The 18,914-nt window shown below is 32.0% G+C and carries 18 protein-coding genes and 1 pseudogene; 11 read left to right on the top strand and 8 right to left on the bottom strand.

All coding sequences use genetic code 11. The features are described 5' to 3' along the window. Positions 1 to 1,224 (top strand): annotated as a pseudogene (locus F7B34_RS04520) (hypothetical protein); the annotation flags it as partial. 45 nt (positions 1,225 to 1,269) lie between these two features. Then, positions 1,270 to 2,022, top strand: a complete 753-nt coding sequence (gene cobK, locus F7B34_RS04515; RefSeq protein ID WP_292460648.1) for a precorrin-6A reductase — start codon at positions 1,270 to 1,272, stop codon at positions 2,020 to 2,022. Between the two features lie 13 nt (positions 2,023 to 2,035). Here cobK and F7B34_RS04510 read toward each other — a convergent pair whose 3' ends face one another. Then, the gene (locus F7B34_RS04510) at positions 2,036 to 3,220 is read right to left on the bottom strand and encodes a hypothetical protein (RefSeq protein ID WP_292460647.1); all 1,185 of its coding nucleotides are present in this window, start codon (positions 3,218 to 3,220) and stop codon (positions 2,036 to 2,038) included. A 117-nt stretch (positions 3,221 to 3,337) separates the two neighbouring features. Between F7B34_RS04510 and F7B34_RS04505 the strand changes: the two genes are divergently transcribed. Then, positions 3,338 to 3,685, top strand: coding sequence for a pilus assembly protein (locus F7B34_RS04505; RefSeq protein WP_292460646.1), 348 nt, complete (start codon positions 3,338 to 3,340; stop codon positions 3,683 to 3,685). A gap of 128 nt (positions 3,686 to 3,813) precedes the next feature. On the opposite strand, the gene F7B34_RS04500 is transcribed toward F7B34_RS04505, so the two are convergent. The 3 genes from F7B34_RS04500 to F7B34_RS04490 are packed head-to-tail and all read right to left on the bottom strand — an operon-like array spanning position 3,814 to position 6,860. Next, positions 3,814 to 4,464, bottom strand: coding sequence for a hypothetical protein (locus F7B34_RS04500; protein ID WP_292460645.1), 651 nt, complete (start codon positions 4,462 to 4,464; stop codon positions 3,814 to 3,816). Beyond that, positions 4,454 to 5,605: an AAA family ATPase gene (locus F7B34_RS04495; protein WP_292460644.1), complete on the bottom strand. Its 1,152-nt coding sequence runs from the start codon at positions 5,603 to 5,605 to the stop codon at positions 4,454 to 4,456. The genes F7B34_RS04500 and F7B34_RS04495 overlap by 11 nt, the downstream gene beginning before the upstream one ends. 40 nt (positions 5,606 to 5,645) lie before the next feature. Further along, entirely contained in the window at positions 5,646 to 6,860 is a 1,215-nt protein-coding gene (locus tag F7B34_RS04490) for a TIGR00300 family protein (protein WP_292460643.1), read from the bottom strand. Positions 6,861 to 7,662: 802 nt separating this feature from the next. Here F7B34_RS04490 and mcrB point away from each other — a divergent pair. From mcrB to mcrA, 4 genes are read left to right on the top strand one after another with little or no spacing between them, the layout of a single operon-like run. Then, positions 7,663 to 8,997: a coenzyme-B sulfoethylthiotransferase subunit beta gene (gene mcrB / locus F7B34_RS04485; protein WP_292460642.1), complete on the top strand. Its 1,335-nt coding sequence runs from the start codon at positions 7,663 to 7,665 to the stop codon at positions 8,995 to 8,997. 59 nt (positions 8,998 to 9,056) lie between these two features. Next, positions 9,057 to 9,551 carry a methyl-coenzyme M reductase operon protein D gene (mcrD, locus tag F7B34_RS04480; protein ID WP_292460641.1) on the top strand — a complete coding sequence of 165 codons (495 nt, stop codon included), beginning with the start codon at positions 9,057 to 9,059 and terminating at the stop codon, positions 9,549 to 9,551. Continuing rightward, positions 9,552 to 10,355 carry a coenzyme-B sulfoethylthiotransferase subunit gamma gene (gene mcrG / locus F7B34_RS04475; protein ID WP_292460640.1) on the top strand — a complete coding sequence of 268 codons (804 nt, stop codon included), beginning with the start codon at positions 9,552 to 9,554 and terminating at the stop codon, positions 10,353 to 10,355. After that, a complete protein-coding gene (gene mcrA / locus F7B34_RS04470) occupies positions 10,355 to 12,013 on the top strand; it encodes a coenzyme-B sulfoethylthiotransferase subunit alpha (RefSeq protein WP_292460639.1) in 1,659 nt (552 codons plus the stop codon). Before mcrG ends, mcrA begins: the two co-directional genes overlap by 1 nt. Before the next feature lie 98 nt (positions 12,014 to 12,111). On the opposite strand, the gene F7B34_RS04465 is transcribed toward mcrA, so the two are convergent. Both F7B34_RS04465 and surE read right to left on the bottom strand, forming a co-directional pair. Then, positions 12,112 to 12,798 carry a TIGR00288 family NYN domain-containing protein gene (locus F7B34_RS04465; RefSeq protein ID WP_292460638.1) on the bottom strand — a complete coding sequence of 229 codons (687 nt, stop codon included), beginning with the start codon at positions 12,796 to 12,798 and terminating at the stop codon, positions 12,112 to 12,114. A gap of 82 nt (positions 12,799 to 12,880) precedes the next feature. Next, positions 12,881 to 13,678, bottom strand: coding sequence for a 5'/3'-nucleotidase SurE (gene surE / locus F7B34_RS04460; protein WP_292460637.1), 798 nt, complete (start codon positions 13,676 to 13,678; stop codon positions 12,881 to 12,883). A gap of 164 nt (positions 13,679 to 13,842) precedes the next feature. Here surE and F7B34_RS04455 point away from each other — a divergent pair, with 164 nt between their 5' ends. The 3 genes from F7B34_RS04455 (at position 13,843) to F7B34_RS04445 (ending at position 16,573) form a co-directional block, all read left to right on the top strand. After that, positions 13,843 to 14,631, top strand: a complete 789-nt coding sequence (locus tag F7B34_RS04455; RefSeq protein ID WP_292460636.1) for a winged helix-turn-helix transcriptional regulator — start codon at positions 13,843 to 13,845, stop codon at positions 14,629 to 14,631. 225 nt (positions 14,632 to 14,856) lie between these two features. Then, a complete protein-coding gene (gene fhcD, locus F7B34_RS04450; RefSeq protein ID WP_292460635.1) occupies positions 14,857 to 15,762 on the top strand; it encodes a formylmethanofuran--tetrahydromethanopterin N-formyltransferase in 906 nt (301 codons plus the stop codon). A 109-nt stretch (positions 15,763 to 15,871) separates the two neighbouring features. Beyond that, entirely contained in the window at positions 15,872 to 16,573 is a 702-nt protein-coding gene (locus F7B34_RS04445; RefSeq protein ID WP_292460634.1) for a hypothetical protein, read from the top strand. 16 nt (positions 16,574 to 16,589) lie between these two features. On the opposite strand, the gene F7B34_RS04440 is transcribed toward F7B34_RS04445, so the two are convergent. Continuing rightward, positions 16,590 to 17,357 carry a proteasome assembly chaperone family protein gene (locus F7B34_RS04440; protein WP_292460633.1) on the bottom strand — a complete coding sequence of 256 codons (768 nt, stop codon included), beginning with the start codon at positions 17,355 to 17,357 and terminating at the stop codon, positions 16,590 to 16,592. A gap of 207 nt (positions 17,358 to 17,564) precedes the next feature. Between F7B34_RS04440 and F7B34_RS04435 the strand changes: the two genes are divergently transcribed. After that, complete coding sequence (locus F7B34_RS04435; RefSeq protein ID WP_292460632.1) at positions 17,565 to 18,032, top strand: V4R domain-containing protein; 468 nt, start codon at positions 17,565 to 17,567, stop codon at positions 18,030 to 18,032. A gap of 4 nt (positions 18,033 to 18,036) precedes the next feature. Here the strand turns inward: F7B34_RS04435 and F7B34_RS04430 are convergent, their stop codons facing one another. After that, the gene (locus tag F7B34_RS04430) at positions 18,037 to 18,723 is read right to left on the bottom strand and encodes a serine/threonine protein kinase (protein ID WP_292460631.1); all 687 of its coding nucleotides are present in this window, start codon (positions 18,721 to 18,723) and stop codon (positions 18,037 to 18,039) included. Positions 18,724 to 18,914 lie beyond the last annotated feature (191 nt).

Raw genomic sequence — 18,914 nt, 5'->3', positions numbered from 1 at the left:
GGTAGTAATAACACTATTGGTGGTGATAATACTACTACGGGTAGTAATAACACTATTGGTGGTGATAATACTACTACGGGTAGTAATAACACTATTGGTGGTGATAATACTACTACGGGTAGTAATAACACTATTGGTGGTGATAATACTACAAATACTGGATATAATGTGCTTTTAAATACCAATGCTCATAAAAAAGGCGAAATTAATACATCACTTAGTGGATACATAAAATTTGAAAACATTTTTGGGACTAATCATCACTATTCCAAAATAAAATTAATAAATGGGAAATATATTAAATTAGACAAAGGAGATGTTGTTAAAATAGTTACTGATATAAATGATAATGAGAAAAATAGAAAAATTTGGATAAATACGGATGGATGGATTACATTAAATGACATCCCAGCCAAAAGCATTTATGTAAATGGAAATTTAATAGCTAAAGATACTAAAATCGTAAAAGCATCAAGTGTTTTGGCAAATCTTTCTTCAATAGATTATAAATTAACATTAAATCTTACATGTAAAAACACATGGGTTGATTTGAAAATTGATAATAAATCCATAATTAATAATTATGATTATAGCGGGCATATTATTGTATATGGTATAAGTCCTTTCTATAATGGTAAGTACATGATTTTACATATGAAGACTACAAAAAATATATATCTTAATTCCAAAGCTACTAGTGTATTGATTGAAAACCTGGCAAATAACAAAAATGTTCAAATGATAGCCCACTCCATATCTGCAAAAGACATTAACATTTGTCCAACAAGTTCTGGAAGAAACAATGAACTTACGATTTATGATACCAACGGGCATACATACGAATTGTATAAACAAGGAAGTGAAAAAGGGTTAATTGATGAAAACAATGACATAGAATATCTTGATAGTGGAAAATCTTTCTCAGGAAGTGCAACTAAAATAATACTTAGATGGAAAGGAAGTGGTACTATTCCATTGTTAATAGATGGAATTGAATACGACCCAACAAACTTAAATGGTTTTAAGAGAATGATTATTGAGACCAATGATGAAAATCACCCAATTGAGTATGTAATATATCATAGAACAAATGGGGCAGGACAGTTTTATCTATCATTCAATGCTACAAACGCAACCATAACTATTGAAAGAGGGCATAATGAAGGGTTAGTCCAGTATATACTTTCGGTGATAGATAGCATAATTAAATTAATTACTCCATAACTTTTTTAATTTTATATTTCTTTTAAAATAAGTTTAAGTGAAACCATGAATATTTTAATAATGGGGGGAACAAGCGACGCAAATAAAATAGCAGAAGAATTGAAAAAAATAGATGGTATCTATACAATAACCACAACAACCACAAATTACGGCAGTGAATTGGCAAAAGAACATTCAAATAAAGTAATTTCAAGGCAGGACAGCCAAGAAACTCTTGAAGATATAATTAAAAACAACAACATATCTATTCTAATAGATGCCACACATCCATTTGCAGTAAATGCCACCAAGAGAGCTCTACAAGTTTCAAAAGATTTAAATATCCCATATATCAGATATGAACGACCTCAAAAATTTTATGAAAATGCCATATATGTTAAAGATTTTGAAGAAGCTTCAAGGCGAGCTCTTGAGCTGAGTAAAAAAAATATAATGTATTTGGCAGGTATAAAAAACTTAAAAAATGTTGCTGAAATAATTGGTAAAGATAGATTAATAGCAAGAGTGCTTCCAGTATCTATAAATGATGCCTTGAATATATTACCCTCAAAAAATATAATAGGTATGCAGGGAACATTTTCAAAAGAGTTAAATAAATATTTAATAATAGACTACAACTGCGATGTAATAATTACAAAGGACAGTGGAAACAGTGGCGGACTAAATGAAAAGGTAATGGGGGCTATTGAAGCAAATGCAATTCCAATAATCGTGGAAAGACCTAAAATGAACTATCCATTAATGTTTGATAAAATAGATGATTTGGTAAATTATCTGTTAAATTATATTAAAGTTTAGGGATAATACGCATCTAAATGACAGCATCAAATAACTCTTCTGCCCCTCTTAAAGTTAATTGATGAATTGTAATTACTTTATCAGATATCTTTTTTAAACTTACAGTGGGTCTTGTGTTTATACAGAATGTGAAGATTTTTCCTTTTTTAACTTCCTCCACATACTCAATGAACTGCCTGCGCATGTCGCACTCTCCATCGGTTATAAATACAATGTCTCCATTGAAATCCAATGCCTTTTTAATGGGCTTCTCAAAATTTGTTCCCCCTCCAAAAAATACAGAAGCAAATTCAATAATATCCTCTGAACATGGTTTTTTATCAAATATTCTTATTTCTCGGATATCATCATCGAATAATATACAGATAAATCTTTTTTTATCCCTCAGCTGAATTTCTAACAGAGATAATGCAATTGCCTTAGCCCAGATTTCTTTTGCTCCTCTCATAGAACCGCTTAAATCCAAACATACTATAAAATCCCCTTTTGTATCTTCATGATTTAGAATCTCGTAATTTAGCAATTTATGCTCTGAAAATCTTTTTAAAAAATCAACATATAATCCTTCATCAGATAGGTTTTTTACTTCATTTATAAGCAATTTTGACAAATCACTACCGTATTTTATATCGTGTTTTTCCCCATTGAAGTGTTTTATTTTTGTTTTTTGCTTTCTCAATGCCATCCTTTTAAATTTCCCCAATTTTTCTATAAATTCATTTAACTGCCTATTTTTTAAAAGCTCCTCTGCCAATTCCATTTTTTTCTTCGGATTTGTATGGTTTTTTACCCCATTACCTTTGCCGCAGATGGTATTTATTGAAGAGGAAATATCCTCCATATAACTGCCGAGCTCCTCCATAATATCGCTTATATTATTTATCATATTTTCGTCATAATCCTCTTTTTCTTCTTTCTTTTTTTTATCGAATTTTTCAGAAAAGTAAGATGTGGCAATAACGGAATAGGACTCATCTAAACTTGTAATGACCTTAATGTTTTTGTAATGCATGTTATTCATAATAGCCTCTATCATTGAGTCATGTTTTACAACCTCCACATGATATTTAAAAAACAGATAAAATATATCTTCTATTCTGCTTTCGTCCAAATATTGGGCACAATAGGATAATTTATGCTTATTCTCATTCCAGACGAGTTTGTCATATTTATCGTGTTTTATTGCATTACATTCCATATTATCACAGCATATTAATCATCATTTAGTAATACTGTAATTACATTAAATCATAAATTATATATACTTAATTGCATAATAATATTACTTAAAATTTATAAATTTTTTGGTGATATTATGATACTAACAATGTCGGAGCTCTGTATAAAACGACCTGAAAAAAATCCAAAAGGTGCAGAATTGGAACTAAATACTGACTGGAGTATAGAATATAATAAAAAAGAGGATGGATTTGAGTACAAATGCAGATTGAAAACTGATGGGGAATTTCCATTTAAAATATCTGTAAAAGGAAAGATATTGAACAATAAGTTTAATGAAGTTCCAGAAGAGGTATCCCTTAAAATATTGAATAATATTATAGAAATAATACCAAATCTCCTTAATTTATCAAAAGAAAAAGAAATAAAAATAAAAATGCCATTAAAGATTAAAAAGGCAGAATCTCAAATGGTTGCATCATAATCATTTAAGAATCCTAAGTAAATAATCCATTACATTTTAAAGTTATAAATTTTTGCAAATCCCATATTTTATAGACATCAAGGATATTCTATAATATATATAGGGAAATAAAAAATACTAATATTCAATTATTCCAGTTTTCTTATTTCTCCAAAGTTATCCCTATACTTTAAAATCAACGGCATAAAATCGTCTATTAAATTTTTATCTTTTTCTTTGATTTTATTCAATATATGCATAATATGGGGCGAGTATTCATCACAAAATTTCTTATACAAATCCAACAATAATGCCTCCTTATTATCTGCCTTAAAAATCAAAGAAACAACGGCGTCTGCATAAATTTCATTATTTAAATTTTTTATAAGTTTTGGGTAGGCATATATTGTTAATTTTGAGGGAATTCTTGCAAGAGCTCTTGCACTGGCATATCTTATTATATCGAATTCGCTATCAAGTGATTTTATAAGATAGGGTATGTAGTTATAAACCTCTTCCGCATACTTTTCTCCTACCTTTCCAATGATTTTTATTCCAAGGGATATTATTTCCCTATTTTTAGTATCTAATGTCTGAAACTCATAAACAATGTCTGCAAAATCCCTCTCCCGTGTTTCCCTAATTAGTGTAAATATGTCATCCAATATATTTAATTCTATTATGTCATCTACGTCTTTATTATATATCTCACATAATGCCTTTAATTTTGATATATCGTCCAATCTAAACATTTTTTTATAATAATTATACTCATTATAATCCTCATTTTTATAATTCATTCAACAACCCCTCAATGATTTTATCAAACTCCTTGCAGTCATTTAATATGTTATCTATAACCTCCAAGGATTTGCCGTTTGATAACGCCTCATTTCTCATTTTTTTTAGTTCTAATTTTATATACCCAACCTTGCAGAGCATTTCAATAAGTTTGTTATAATCCTTTCCACAATTTTTGATTTTTTTAGTGTTGATGTATTTTAATTCCTTTTTTAGATTGTCCAAAATCTCTTTTTTTTCCAATGCCTTTTGAGAATATGAGTTTGAACATTCAAAAATAACCTTTGATACTGTAAGGTAGTCCCCCACTTCGTCCCAAAATATATGTCTTAGTATTTCCAAATCATTTTCATCAGCTTCTTTTTTCCCATTTAACAATGCATAGCTTTTTATTGCCTTAATGGATTTTTTAAGCCGTCTGTCTGATATAAATATGTTGTGGTGGTTCAATTTCATTTTTATATCCAGCAGATAATCGACAATACCATCGATATTAACTTTTTCAACCTCTTTTTGTAATTTCTTAATGTCTTCTACGGTAATCTTTGTTTTTGGTTTGTAATCCTCATCTAAATAAACCAATTTTTTTAAATTTTCACGGTTGTTTATATTTTTAACGATTTTCCTAAACAAGAATCTGTCATAAAATGCAAACAATCCATTTTCTTCTGGCAGTTCATTGGATGCTCCAAACAAACTTATCAACGGAACCTTTTGAATTTCATCACCATTGTGATATATTCTTTCATTTATTATGGACAAAAGTGCATTTAATATGCTACTGTTTGCCTTAAAAATCTCATCTAAAAATACAATTTCTGCATCGGGCATATAATTTTCCGTCTTTCTAATAAATCTATCATTATCTTTAAGTTCTTTAATGCTTAAAGGACCAAATAACTCATCCTCTGTTGAAAATCTTGTAATGAGTTTTTCAAAGTAATCCGCATCAGATATATGGGAAGAAATCGCCCTAATCAATTGGGATTTCGCAACACCCGGATTTCCCAAAAATATACAGTGTTCATTTGCCAAAATTGAAGTTAGGGCAATGTCTATCTCTTCCTTCCTTTCTAAAAAATAATTGTTCAATTCATTCCTTATTTTTTGTATTTTTTGTATGGCGTTCATGATATCCATTTTCTACCGTTTTTAGTTTATTAATTTTATTTATTATTTTTTATTCACATAACAAATCCTTTAACATGTGCATAAATGCACAAGGGTCAGATACAATACCAAGTGCCTGATGTGTCCCCCTATCCTGTAATCTGGTAACCACATAAGGGTTCATATCAATACAGACGGTTTTAACCGATGCTGGCAACATATTTCCGGTGGCAATACCATGAAGCATCGTAGCCAATATAACACACATATCGGCCTCTTGGATGTATTTCCTCATCTCATCCTGTGCTTTTACCACATCCCTTATGGTATCTGGTAAAGGTCCATCGTCCCTTAAAGAGCCACCAATCACATAGGGGATGTTATTTTTCACACACTCGTATAATACGCCTTTTTTTAAAATTCCCTTTTCTACGGCGTTTTTTATTCCACCATGTTTCCACATCTCATTTATTGCCACAAGATGACTTTTATATCCTCCTTTAACCACATTACATTCATTGTTCATGCCAAGAGTCGTATTGAACAGTGCATATTCTATATCCATTGTGGCAAATCCATTTCCACAAAACAATGCATCAACATACCCCTTCCTTATGAGCTCCTCTAATATAGTATGAGCTCGGGTGTGAGCTATTGCTGTTCCAACAACCCATATGATTTTTCCATTATTTTTTTTAATTTCCTTCATTTCATCCATCATGGTTTTTGAATAATATTCAAGTGGTTTTTCAGGAGATACTTCACTTTGCATAAATCCAAATACATCCTTTTCTCTCGTCCTTTCCAGTGGAACCACCCTTATTCCATCATAACCAACAACTACTTCTTCGCCTTCTTTTACAAGCCCCATCCTTTTACATATTGGGATTTTTTCCCCATTTATTGTTTCGATTACTATTACACAATCCATTTCTATATCTCTGACTTTTTTCCAAACTCCATCAATTTTAACATATGTCGGCAAATTTGTGGTGCCGTAAAAATTATCTGGCAAGACGCAATCCTTTGGAGCTTTTTTAGTATTTACATTCTTTGTTGAGATTATAGCGCCGATTTGCTGAATTTCTCGTAATATGTCGTCCAAATGTTCATGGTCCTTCCCCTTAACAAGAATTTTTGCATAGGACTCATTATCATTGGTCTTTCCAACATCAAGATGTTCGATATTAAAGTCTCCGCCCATTATTATGATTTTGTCCAGTGTTTTTGACAATATATTTGAATCTATTATATGTCCTTTTAATTCAATAACTTCAATATTCATCATACCACCATGGCTAATATTTATAAATGTTCATATTTATTTATATATTTTAATTATTTCATATTATTATTGTTTAACTAATTCATTAATAATATTACAAAATAAATAGGAAGTATTATATATAAGTTATTGTAAATAATAATTTGGGGGTCAAAAACCATAGGAACCACAAATTTAACGAATATAAACCACTCTTAACTTTGCTACCCTTAACTTAATAATAATCCATAAAATTTATTAGGTATTTCCACGAAATTCCCAAGATAAGCGAAGAATTGATAAATTAGTTATTGAATAAAGTCCTCGGGATTTTATGGTAATAACTTCACCATTATTTGTAAAACTTCCTGCTTCGCATATGCAAAAATAATAACATTTACCTATAAATTGTATGAAATTCATTGGAATTTCGTCTGATTCTTACAACAGTTTAAGTAAATAGACAGTTAATTATTGTTTAAAATATAAATTTACCATATACAAAAGAGTGAATAAACAATGTGGAAATACTAAATTTTAGTTTTTAGTTTTTATTGTACATCCAATTTAGAAGTAAAATATTGTTAGTCAATATAGTGTTTAATATTCAATATCACAAAAATGCCATTTTTACAACAATTTAGCCGATGTTTTAATGTATTTATCATGGAACAATATTGTAATTTATTTTGCAGTGCGATAGTTTTAATATTTTTTAAGTATATAATCTTATTTATTTAATATTTAACAGAAAATATTATATACTAAATATTATAATTATATAAAAAGTTATTATTATGATATTATAAATTAAGGTGTTAGGATGACCATATATGAAGATAAAATAGATTTATATGATGAAAAGGGAAAACTTTTAGAAGAAAATGTACCGTTGGAGGCTATAAGTCCAATTATTAATCCAACAGTGGAGAAAATAATTGGTGATGTTAAAAGGTCTGTTGCAGTGAATCTATCTGGAATCCAAAATGCACTAAAAAGTGGGGCAATTGGAGGTAAGGCATGCATCTGCCCTGGAAGAGAGCTCGATTTGCCAATAGTAGAAAATGCCGAAATTATTGCAGAAAAGGTAAAAAAACTGATTCAGGTGCGTGATGGGGACGATACTGTTGTTAAATTGATTAACAAAGGAAATCAAATGCTTGTTCAGCTGCCTTCAAAGAGGTTAAAAGTAGCTGCTGATTATACAATATCCACCTTAGCCACAGGAGCTGCGGTAACTCAGTCAATAGTTGATACTTTTGATGTGAATATGTTTAATGCACCAAATATTAAAACTGCGGTTTTGGGGAGATATCCTCAATCAATAGATTTCCATGGTGCAAATATTGCGGCATTGCTTGGTCCCCCTGTAATGCTTGAAGGTCTTGGATATGGGTTGAGAAATATCATGGCAAACCATGTCGTGGCAATCACAAGAAAAAAGACATTAAACGCTGTGGCATTATCATCCATTTTAGAACAAACGGCAATGTTTGAAACAGGGGATGCAGTAGGTGCATTTGAAAGATACCACTTACTTGGTTTAGCATTCCAAGGACTGAACGCTAACAACCTTGTTTATGAGATTGTTAAGGAAAACGGTAAAAACGGAACAGTGGGAACTGTTGTAGCATCAGTTGTTGAAAGAGCTCTGGAGGATAAGGTAATTAAACCGGCAAAAACCATGCCATCAGGATTTGTAGTTTATGAACCTGCTGACTGGGCATTGTGGAATGCTTATGCAGCGGCGGGATTGGTTGCATCTATTATGGTGAATGTTGGGGCGGCAAGAGCCGCACAGGGTGTAGCTTCAACGGTGCTTTATTACAACGATATTCTCGAATATGAAACTGGATTGCCCGGTGTTGATTTCGGTAGAACAGAGGGAACTGGAGTAGGTTTCAGCTTTTTCAGCCATTCCATCTACGGTGGTGGAGGTCCAGGAACATTCCATGGAAACCACGTAGTTACAAGACATAGTAAAGGATTTGCCATTCCATGTGCCGCCGCTGCCATGTGCCTTGATGCAGGAACTCAGATGTTTTCCGTTGAAAAAACATCTTCATTAGTAGGTATGGTTTATAGTGCTATTGACTATCTAAGGGAGCCGTTAAAGCACGTTGCCTTGGGGGCCTCAGAGATTAAAGATAAACTCTAAAATTTAACTCCTTTGCATTATCTTACTACATATTTATTATTAAGCTCATAGGTGAAATTATGGAAGAAATAAAAGCCGTAGATATTCAAATATTCCCTTACAGATATTTAAAGCCTGAAACCACTGAAAAGATATTAAATTCGATTTATAGTCTTGGAAAGGACATAATAAGAGTAATTATTCATGGCCAATCTTTACCAAAATATGTTTATTACGGGCCTGCAAGAGGCACCCCAGTAAATCATCCAGATAGGAAAGTCATCAATGTCAATGGAAAGGATGTTGAATTAACTGTTAAGGTTGGGAAATTTATCATTACAGTTCCATACGAAAAGAGTGTAGAGCTCTCAAAGAAATTAGATGAAATATGTAAAAAAGCACTTCCATTTGGCTACAGCTTGAATATGGGAGCATTTACAAAAGTAAAACCAACCGTTTCCGACTATTTAAAGTATGGAGAAGGGTTTGAGGATAAAATAGACCCTAGATTAATAGGAATGGTTGACCCTACTTCAAGAACTTCTGATAAAGTTAAGATGATTAAAGGTGATTAAATGAAAGAAAATTATAAACCGCAGTTTTACCCTGGAGAAACAATAATAGGTGAAAATAGAAGAAAACACATGGACCCGAACTGTGAATTAAAAAAATTAAGGGAAATTTCAGACGATGATTTAGTTAGAGTTTTAGGACATAGAAACCCTGGAGAAAGTTATAAAACAGTTCATCCACCATTGGAAGAAATGGACTTTGAGGAAGATGCCATTAAAGACCTTGTAGAACCAATTGAAGGGGCAAAAGAAGGTATAAGGGTTAGATATATTCAATTTGCAGATTCCATGTATAATGCACCTGCTCAGCCATACGATAGGGCAAGAACATACATGTGGAGGTTCAGAGGGGTAGATACTGGAACTCTTTCAGGAAGACAGGTTATTGAAATAAGAGAGCTCGACTTGGAAAAGATCTCAAAATGGCTTGTTGAAACAGAAATCTTTGACCCTGCAACATGTGGTATGAGAGGAGCTACTGTGCATGGGCACTCATTGAGGTTAGATGAAAACGGGCTCATGTTTGATGGATTGCAGAGATACATCTATGATGAAAAAACAGGGCATGTTCTGTATGTGAAGGAACAGGTTGGAATACCTTTGGATGAACCAGTAGATGTTGGAGAACCGCTTCCACAGGAATATCTTGCAAAAATTACGACTATTTATAGAAAGGATAATATTGGAATGAGGGAAGATAAAGAGGCATTGGAAGTTGTTGAAACAATACATGTGGCAAGGAGTGAAGGAGGATTTGGTATGAACTCATTTAAACACGATTTGAAAAAGAGATTAGGTGAGGAATAATGGGTGCTGAAAAGAAACTGTTCTTAAAGGCGTTGAAGGAAAAGTTTGAAGAAGACCCGGAAGAAAAATATACGAGCTTTTACTGCTTCGGAGGATGGAAACAGTCTGCAAGAAAAAGAGAGTTCTATGAAGCAGCTCAGAAAATAATGTCAAAAAGGGGAATTCCAGGATATAATCCAGATATTGGGGTTCCATTGGGGCAGAGAAAATTGATGACCTATAAAATATCTAAAACAGATGAGTATGTAGAAGGAGATGATTTGCACTTCTGTAACAATGCGGCAATTCAGCAGCTTGTAGATGATATTAAAAGAACCGTAATTGTAGGTATGGATACAGGACATGCTGTTCTTGAAAAAAGGCTCGGTGTAGAGGTTACGCCTGAAACAATAAACGAATACATGGAAACAGTTAATCACGCACTGCCAGGAGGTGCTGTTGTTCAGGAGCACATGGTTGAGGTTCATCCAGGTTTAGTTTGGGATTGCTATGCAAAGATATTTACAGGAAATGATGAGTTAGCAGATGAGCTCGATAAAAGATTTTTAATCGACATAAACAAAGAATTTCCAGAAGAGCAGGCAGAGATGTTAAAAAAATACATTGGAAATAAAACATATCAGGTTTCAAGGGTTCCAACAGTAGTTGTAAGGTGCTGTGATGGCGGAACAGTTTCAAGATGGTCTGCCATGCAAATTGGAATGTCATTCATTACGGCATACAAACTCTGTGCTGGTGAAGCTGCAATTGCTGACTTCTCATATGCGGCAAAACACGCAGATGTTATTCAGATGGGGACAATACTCCCTGCAAGAAGAGCAAGAGGGGCAAATGAGCCAGGAGGAGTTCCATTTGGAATATTTGCCGATATAATCCAAACATCAAGAGTATCCGATGACCCTGCGGAAGTGACCTTGGAGGTAATCGGAGCTGCGGCAACATTCTACGACCAAGTATGGCTTGGCTCCTACATGTCGGGAGGGGTAGGATTTACACAGTATGCAAGTGCAACCTATACAGACGATATTTTAGATGATTTTGTGTATTATGGTAAAGATTATGTGGAAGATAAATATGGAATGTGTGGCGTAGAGGCTTCAATGGATGTTGTGAGGGATATTGCAACAGAAGTAACATTATACGGTTTGGAACAGTATGATGAATACCCTACATTATTGGAAGACCACTTTGGAGGTTCTCAAAGAGCTGGGGTTGTTGCAGCAGCAGCAGGCTGTTCAGTTGCATTTGCCACAGGAAACTCAAATGCTGGAATCAATGGATGGTATTTAAGCCAAATATTACACAAAGAATATCACAGCAGATTAGGGTTCTATGGATACGACTTACAAGACCAGTGTGGTTCTGCAAACTCTGTATCTATTAGATCTGACGAAGGTTTATTACATGAGGCAAGAGGTCCAAACTATCCAAACTATGCCATGAATGTTGGGCATCAGCCAGAATATACAGGTATAGCCCAAGCACCACACGCTGCAAGAGGGGATGCCTTCTGCTTCAACCCACTTGTTAAAGTGGCATTTGCAGATAAGCACTTGGTATTTGACTTTAAGTGGCCAAGAAAGTGCGTTGCAAAAGGAGCTCTGAGGGAATTTGAACCTGCGGGTGAAAGGGATTTAATCATCCCTGGAAACCATTAAAAATAGTAAAATTATTTATTTTATTTATTATTTTTTATTCATTTTTTTATTTACCATTTATTTTTTATTCATTTTTTGGATTATTTATTATATATTCCCTATTTTTTAAACCAGTTTATCTTATTCATAATTGATGATTTATCCTTATTATATCCCTCTTCTTCATTGTAGAAATCCCGTTCCTCTTTATTATCATATTCTTCTTTTTCATCGTTTCTTTTATTATATTCTTTTTCTTTTTCTCTTTCTTTTTTATCATCATGGTTCTTCTTGTCCTTCTTTTTTTGTTCTAATTTTTCCCTATCCAACTCAAAATCTTCTTCTATTTTAATTACATGGTCTGCTATATTTTGAATTGCCGTGCTGAAACCAGGTTCTGCCCCTATTACTATAATCTTTTTACCATGTTCCTTAGCCTTTCGAATTGCAGGGAGGAAATCTGCGTCCCTTGTCATATAAACAATGGTATCAATGTTGTTGTTAAATACGAGTTCAGTTCCTTCAACAGCCATCTCCACATCAACATCTCCTGCTGAGATTCTTGGTTCAAAACCTTGATTTGCAATAGCCTCGATTAATTTATCTGATGCATACTGATTTAGATAAACCCTCCCAATTACAATACTTCCAAATTCATCTAAGACCTCTCTTATCTTATCCAAATCTATATTAAATTCCTTTCTCAACATATTTGGACCATCCACCAAAAGTGCCATTTTATTGGTACCTTTTCTACTGCTCTTTTTCACATAAAATTTTTTTAAATTACTTAATTTTTCCCACATATATATCACGCATTTAAATTGATAATAAAATTAAATTATAAACTTAAAATTTACACATTGCAAATTATATTATAATTAATAATTAATAATTCAGTACTTTTTCATATTTATCTTTAAATTCATTTAAGTTTTTTATGGTAGTGTCTAAGGTAAGAGGTGTTAATGATATATGACCTTTTTTTCTCAGAACATATACGTCCGTGCCCTCTTCCTCCTCCACTATGGGATATCCATCTATCCAATAGTAATCTCTCCCCCTAGGGTCGGTTCTTTCTTCCACATGAGTGGAATACATCTTTTTTGCCAATTTTGTAATTTCTATTGGCGTATTTTCGTCTGCATCCTCTGGGATATTTAAATTAATTACATCACATGGGAAATTACCATCGAGATATTTTTTAACAACCTTAGATGTAATTTTTGAAGGTGTGGTGAAATCCACAGGGGTTTCTCCTTCTCTAAATTTCAAATAATCGGCGGTGATTTGTAATGAACATGCCAAAGATTTTGCCCCATGGTGGGCTCCTTCAAATGCTGCCCCAAGTGTTCCAGAAGTTGTTATTTCAGTCCCTAAATTCTCACCCACATTTATACCAGAAATAACCATATCAGGAATCTTTTTTAAAATTTTATAAATTCCCAATATTACGCAGTCTGTGGGAGTCCCTGAAACTGCATAGCCATAATCTCCATTTGATAATTTTGTTTTATTTATCCTTAAAGGTTCAAATAAACTAATCGCCCTACCAACTCCGCTTTGCTGGTTTGTTGGTGCTACAATTATAACATTGGCATCCAATTCCTCCTTTAAAACAGATTTTAACGCCAGCAATCCATTTGAGTATATCCCGTCATCATTTACCAAAAGAATATCCACCATATCATCACCAATGTTGTTATAAATAAATATAATTTGAATAAATATGTAAGTTATAATAAACATATCTTTATTAGAAAATAATACTAAATTAATAATAAAAAGTATGCATATATTATATAAATATAAATATGTAATTTAATTTAAATTTTATTTTAGGTGATAATTTGAAAAAGAGAAATATTACTGAGTTTCAAATACTTTCTGAAATTGTAAGAAAACAGCCACATGTAAAACAAAAAGAAATAGCAGAAGTTTTAGGCATAACAGTTCAGGGAGTTTCCGAACATATAAGAAATCTTTTAAAGAAGGATTATATTAAATCAAGAGGTCGAGGAGAATATGTCCTTACAGATAAAGGAATGAGAGCGTTAAAAACATGGATTTCTGAGTTTAAAAATTATTTAAACGATGTAAATCAAGACATATATAGATATAAAGAAATATGGCCCGCTATTGCCTATGAAGATTTGAAAGAAGGGGATGAAGTATATTTGTTTATGAAAAAAGGACATTTATATGCCTCAAAATTTAATAAATCAGATTCCACTGCAAAAGTTGTTGAAGGCGGTAAAAAAGGGGAAGATATTGCCATAACTGACATAACAGGCATGATAGAAATAAAAAAAGGAAAAGTTATAATATTAAAAATACCTCCAAAGGTTAAAGGAGGTTCTCAGAATGTGGATTACGGTTTAATTAAAAACATAATTGATGAAAATAAAGATGCAGTAATAGCAAGTATGGGAACCATATCTTATGTAGTATCTAAAAAATTGGGTATAAATCCAGATATAAGATTTGCAGTTCATGAGGGGGTTGTAAGTGCCTGCAATAGAGGCTGTGATGTTATAGCCCTCATTACTGGAAAGATGACTGAGAAAATTGTGAAAGTATTGGATAAAAATAAGATAAGTTATACCGTATTAGATACTGCAAAAAATACCGATGAATAAAAAATTAAATAATAAATTATTAATATTAGTTATATTAATTTTTATAGTGTTAATATTTAATATTTAAAAAAATAAGAATTAAAACCATAAATGAATGTTTACTTTATTATGGTTTTCAATATATAGATATATACATTATATATAGATATATAAAAAAGATAAAAAAGAAAATAATATAATAAAAAAATAAATAAAATAATTAAAAAAAATAAAAAAGGTGAAATCATGGAAATAAATGGTGTATTCATAGAAGACACATTTGCAGAAGCATTCCCAATATGGGTTTCAAGAGTTTTAATTACAGCAGCAACAGAGAGACTTGCAAAAATAGCAGCAACAGAAGCAACAGGATTTGGATGTTCAGTTATCATGTGTCCAGCAGAAGCAGGTATTGAAAAATATATTCCACCAACAGAAACACCAGATGGAAGACCAGGATACATTATAGAAATATGCCACCCTAAAAAATCCGAGCTCGAACACCAGTTGTTAGAAAGATTGGGACAGTGTGTTTTAACAGCACCTACAACGGCGATATTTGATGCTATGGGAGAAGATGCTGATGAGCAGTTAAAAGTAGGATTTAAATTAAAATTCTTCGGCGATGGATACGAGAAAAAAGACAAAGTTGGAGAAAGGACAGTTTATAAAATACCTGTAATGGGTGGAGAATTTACAGCTGAAAGTAGATTAGGTATTAAAAAAGGAGTAGCAGGAGGAAACTTCTTTATAATGGCTGACAGCAACATGACAGCTTTAACAGCGGCAGAAGCTGCAATAGATGCTATAAACACAGTAGAAAAAACCATTACACCCTTCCCAGGAGGAATTGTTGCATCTGGAAGTAAGGTAGGGGCTTCAAATCCAAAATACAAATTTATGGTTGCTACAACAAACCACAAAATGTGCCCAACATTAAAAGACACTGTTGAAGATTCAGAAATTCCAAAAGATGTAAATGGAGTCTATGAAATTGTAATCGATGGTGTCGATGAAGAGGCAGTTAAAGAAGCTACAAAGGTAGGGATTTTAGCAGCTACAACTGTTAAAGGTGTTAAGAAAATTTCAGCAGGAAACTACGGTGGAAAATTGGGTAAATTCCAGATAAAATTAAGAGAATTATTTGAATAAATATTATTATATAATAATTTTCTATATAATATTTTAATTTTTTAAAAGATTAATGCATTTATCAAAATTTAAAAAGATTTAAATAATTTTAATATTGGGGGTTTTTACTTTGAAACCAAAATATGTATTAAAAAATGGCACATTTGCAGAATTTACACTCAACAAGTCCTTTAATACATACAAAGGTAGGGTTATAAAATCTGATTTTAACGGACCTATGGAAGGCATTGTAATGTTAAATAAAAAAAATCACTATTATTTTTACCCATTAAAAGCACTTCACATGGTTAAACCAGAACAATGCATTCCTATAAACATACTTCCAAAAACATCCCTACCAACAAATCCAAAAAATATACATACAAAAGAGGCACTTTCAAGGATTGTTGGACGGACTTTAAAGGTTTGCTACAACAATCCAAAAACAACTTACCTCGGAAGGCTTTTGGGCTTTACAAGAGGCATATTTTCATGGGCTCTTGTTTTGGAGATATATGGTGAAGTTGTTATTCTTATAAATCCAAATTATGTTGTATATTATGGCACAAAATGGAATCTTCCAAAAAATAACTCACCATACAAACCACCTATACTCTTAAATCTAACAAAAACCACCAACCATCTAAAAAAATGTCTTTTAGATGATGTTCAGCTTGAAATTAATCATCCAAGAATAAATATTGAAAATAAGGTTTATATTTATCCCTATGGTATTATTTCAAATGATAATTATTTAAAAAAACAAGTTTTAGGATTTCTTAAAGAACATGGTCTTTATTTTAAAAATGCTGATGAAATTAATAAAAAATAAAAAAATTTTATTTATATTATCCAATATATCTTAAATCCTCTTCTCTTGCAGGAATTTGCTGTTGTTGTTTTATGGCTTCTTCTTCGAATTTTTTGATTTTTTCTAAGAATTTTTCCATCTCTTTAGCCCTTTCTTCAAGTTCTGTCATACTGACCTCAAAACCAACAAACTTTGAAAGTATTTCCAATACCCTTCTTGCAGATTTTGGGTCCACCAAGTATCCGGGAGTTTCCCCCATAAGACATACTCCCTCAATGCCATTTAATTTTGAAAATGTGAGCATTAAACCAGCAGCCCCTATAATACTTCCACCATCCTGTCTAAATTCAGCACCGAGCTTGCTTATTTTATCGGCTAATTCTTTTGAGGTTGATGCAACATAAACTGCTGGCGTATCTTTTATTTTTCCTATACCAAATCCTCCTAATGTGTAGGTGATTTTTGCACCGTATCTTATGCCGATTTCTACAATTTTTTGAGAAAGATGATATTGGCCAGCGGGTGAAAGAGCCTGTGTATTTCCAAGAACTACGACCATAGGAACTGGTTCTTTTATCAGGTAAATCTCATTATTCATAAATTCAACTGTTCCATCATTATTCACCAAAACTTGTGGTGGAAAATCGTCACAATAAAGTTCTAAAACTTTCTCTCCATTAAATTCATGGATTAAATGCTCTGCTGCTATTCTCCCTACATGGCCTATTCCTGGCAGACCTTCTATTAATATAGCATCATTTAATGGTTCTGCATCATTTATTTTTTTTTCTATAATTTTTACCATGATATCCCTCTATATTTTATTTTATAGTTATCCATTTGATACTATATATAAGTTTATTTAATAAATTTAGATATGAATAATTTGAACTTAACGATTATTATTGGGGGCAATTAAATTGAATACTACATGCCATAATCCCATAATATTTATATATGTGACACATATAAATTAAAATGTTTGAAATTCGTATGATTTGGGAGGGATATTGTGAAAAAATCAGACGTTTTAGAACTAAGTTTTGAAGAGATGTACAATGTAGATAGACCTACACTAGGTAGGAAAGCTGATGTTTCATTGATTAGAGCACTTAAACTTTCAATTATAGAATATTTGGGATTTAATGCGGCGTCTAAGTTATATTTTGCGGGAATGCATTTTGGAGAAAACATCGGTGTTAAATCAATAGATGACATGAAAGAATTTTTTAAAGAATTAGGTATCGGAATTTTAAGTATGGCTAGTGAGAATCCATTAAAACTTAGAGTCGAGGAATGTATCGATTGTGCAGGATTGCCTAATTTAGGTAAACCAATATGCTACTTTGAAGCAGGTGTGATTGCAGGATGTTTAGAGTCCATATTGGATAAAAAAGTTAAAGTTGTGGAAACAAAATGTTATGCCAATGGAGATGACTGTTGTGAATTTGAAGTTTCTATTTTAAATACAAAAGAATAGGTATTTATCTCAAAATTATTTTTTTATAATTTTTTACAAGCTTTATAATATATCTTTCTTCGCTCTCAGAGATATTAAATATTCCCTTTACCCTATTTGCTATATGGCACCTACCAAAAAACAATGCCATGGCACATGTGAAGTTGTGAGCTCTCCTTTTTTTCGCCTTATCAAAATCGATGATATATATTTTATTAATATTTTTGTTGATAATTATGTGCTTTCCCCCTTGAATCTCCGTGTGGTCTATTTTGTGTAAATCAAGACGCAAACACTGCTTAAGGGTTTCTTCTATAATCCATAAGAGCTCTTCTTTATCAATATCATTTTGGTTCATGTAATCCTTTAATACAATTCCCTCTACAAATTCCATAATAAGAAAATCCTCTGAAAAATTATAAACTATTGGAGCTACTCCAAATGTGTTAATTTCTTTTAATATCTTTCCTTCATGGTAAATTGTATTTTTACCGCCAAGTCTCGGAACCTTAACTGCAACCAACTTATCATCCATAAATCCTTTAAAAACTACTCCCCGGTGTCCTTTACCTACAAAATCTATTAATTTTATATTATTTTCTTTTAAAATTTTGTTTAGCATTTTCCAATCTACTAAATCATGTATTATAGGATGATTTTTAAATTTTTCAATAATATTTAAATTGTTGTAGTTATTTTCATCTCTATTCATAAATTCACCAAATTAAATATAAATAATGTTTATAGTATGGGGTCATATTACACTCTTACCTCTAATACCTTCATATAGGAATAACCACATAATAAGGGTTATACAACGCAAAAGAATACTTTTTTACGAATATAACCTTTGATATTAAAAACTTATTCATAAAACTTCTTTAATATGGAATTGGTGTGCTC

The sequence above is a fragment of the Methanothermococcus sp. genome (assembly GCF_015523155.1).
GTDB lineage: Archaea > AGJL01 > Methanococci > Methanococcales > Methanococcaceae > Methanofervidicoccus.
Note: the sequence above shows the minus strand (reverse complement) of the source record. Positions and strands in the feature narration are given on the sequence as shown.

Excerpts from the sequence above, each read along its gene's own strand:
- mcrD (WP_292460641.1), top strand. The coding sequence starts at position 9,057 with ATGGAAGAAATAAAAGCCGTAGATATTCAAATATTCCCTTACAGATAT.
- mcrB (WP_292460642.1), top strand. The coding sequence starts at position 7,663 with ATGACCATATATGAAGATAAAATAGATTTATATGATGAAAAGGGAAAA.
- F7B34_RS04495 (WP_292460644.1), bottom strand. The coding sequence starts at position 5,605 with ATGGATATCATGAACGCCATACAAAAAATACAAAAAATAAGGAATGAA.
- F7B34_RS04500 (WP_292460645.1), bottom strand. The coding sequence starts at position 4,464 with ATGAATTATAAAAATGAGGATTATAATGAGTATAATTATTATAAAAAA.
- F7B34_RS04490 (WP_292460643.1), bottom strand. The coding sequence starts at position 6,860 with ATGAATATTGAAGTTATTGAATTAAAAGGACATATAATAGATTCAAAT.
- F7B34_RS04465 (WP_292460638.1), bottom strand. The coding sequence starts at position 12,798 with ATGTGGGAAAAATTAAGTAATTTAAAAAAATTTTATGTGAAAAAGAGC.
- fhcD (WP_292460635.1), top strand. The coding sequence starts at position 14,857 with ATGGAAATAAATGGTGTATTCATAGAAGACACATTTGCAGAAGCATTC.
- F7B34_RS04505 (WP_292460646.1), top strand. The coding sequence starts at position 3,338 with ATGATACTAACAATGTCGGAGCTCTGTATAAAACGACCTGAAAAAAAT.
- F7B34_RS04440 (WP_292460633.1), bottom strand. The coding sequence starts at position 17,357 with ATGGTAAAAATTATAGAAAAAAAAATAAATGATGCAGAACCATTAAAT.
- mcrA (WP_292460639.1), top strand. The coding sequence starts at position 10,355 with ATGGGTGCTGAAAAGAAACTGTTCTTAAAGGCGTTGAAGGAAAAGTTT.
- F7B34_RS04510 (WP_292460647.1), bottom strand. The coding sequence starts at position 3,220 with ATGGAATGTAATGCAATAAAACACGATAAATATGACAAACTCGTCTGG.
- surE (WP_292460637.1), bottom strand. The coding sequence starts at position 13,678 with ATGGTGGATATTCTTTTGGTAAATGATGACGGGATATACTCAAATGGA.
- mcrG (WP_292460640.1), top strand. The coding sequence starts at position 9,552 with ATGAAAGAAAATTATAAACCGCAGTTTTACCCTGGAGAAACAATAATA.
- cobK (WP_292460648.1), top strand. The coding sequence starts at position 1,270 with ATGAATATTTTAATAATGGGGGGAACAAGCGACGCAAATAAAATAGCA.
- F7B34_RS04430 (WP_292460631.1), bottom strand. The coding sequence starts at position 18,723 with ATGAATAGAGATGAAAATAACTACAACAATTTAAATATTATTGAAAAA.